Consider the following 1,379-nt stretch of genomic DNA (forward strand, 5'->3'; position numbering starts at 1 on the left):
GCTGAACTCACGGTCATGCCCGAAAAACTTGTCGATCAGCCGATGCTGGTCCAACAGCACCAGGTTGAACGCCACCAGACGCTCATCCACCCAGTAAAGAGCACAGACCGCACGCCCTTGCAGCTGTTCAAGAATGCCGGTGAAATAACGCGCCGGCAGGCGTTCGAACTGCAAATCGGCGCGGCTGAGCGTGTCTTCGTACAGGCGCATCACGTCGGGCAACACATCATCAATAGTGTGCCGCCACTCGACCCGTGGGCCTGGCGCGCGCAACTTGCGGCGCAAGTCTTTGCGGGTCGCCTTGCACAGCGAGCCCAGGTAGGCCTCCACCGAGCCGTAAGGCACCGTCAACCAACCCCTGGGTAAGCTTGGCATACTCTGAAAGCCTGCCTGGCGGCAATTTTCTGCCCAGTCCAGGTCACTGGTCGGCACGTCTTTGACCGCCACCAGGCCAATCCCGAAGGTAGTGGCATCCTCGCGTGCCGCCTCCAGCAAATGCTTGATCAACAGTCGGCGCTGCCCCTGGGGCACGTGACTGGCGATGCCCGCATCGCAACGCTCGGCCACCGGCGAGCCATACAACTGCAAGCGCAAAACACCCGGCCACAGTCGCTCCAGGCGCTCGGTAAAGCGCTTGCCGGCGCCCGACACCGTGGTGTCGAGGCGATAATAAGTGATGAACGCGGCGGCAACGGCCACCAGCGTTTCATCGTCGTAGACGGCCAGGTAACGCCACTTGAAATCATCGATCGCGGCGTTTTCCACGGCAACGTAAAAATCCCAATCCTCCAGGGCTGCGGGAAAGCAGTCATTCCAGGCGCAACGCGGGATGGCCCGGATAGTCGAGAAGGCTTGGGCGGTGATCACGTCTAGTCCTTAGGCTGAGGCCCGCTGTCGATAATCCACGGGCGCCTGCACAGCCGGGGCGGCGTGTTGCTCGACAAACTCTGCGCTCAACTCGATCACTCGGCGGTATTGCAGGTCGACGGTGATCATGTGGTAGCAGTTATCCAGCAGGATCTTGGTCACAGGGCCGCCCAGGTGGCGCTCGACATAATCGGCGTTCCAGCGGCTGGTGATGTCGTCCTCGATGGAGTGCAGCACCAGCGCCGGCACCTTGACCTCGGGCATGCGCTTTTTGACCACCGCGTTCATGCGGTGCAACTCGCGCACCGTGATGCCTTCCATAGTCAGTAAACCGGCCTCACTGCTTTCGCCTTCCTTCATCTGACGCTCGACGATCGCCCGCAGGCGCTCGTTCTTGATGCCGTAAGGCGGCTTCTCTTCGAAGCGACAGATGTGCACGCCGAACGGGATCTTCATCAGCAACGGCGTCAAAAACGCCAGCTTGTTAATGCTCCAGCCGTCGTACTTCAAGG

Annotated in this window: 2 protein-coding genes; both read right to left on the reverse strand. The window is 60.8% G+C overall.

Annotated elements, in window-relative coordinates:
• On the reverse strand, positions 1-867 hold an 867-nt coding region (locus FEM54_RS32575), incomplete at its 3' end, for a GNAT family N-acetyltransferase (protein WP_138454282.1).
• Positions 868-876: 9 nt separating this feature from the next.
• On the reverse strand, positions 877-1,379 hold a 503-nt coding region (locus tag FEM54_RS32580), incomplete at its 5' end, for an alpha/beta hydrolase (RefSeq protein ID WP_138454283.1).

The organism is Pseudomonas edaphica (assembly GCF_005863185.1).
Lineage (GTDB): Bacteria > Pseudomonadota > Gammaproteobacteria > Pseudomonadales > Pseudomonadaceae > Aquipseudomonas > Aquipseudomonas edaphica.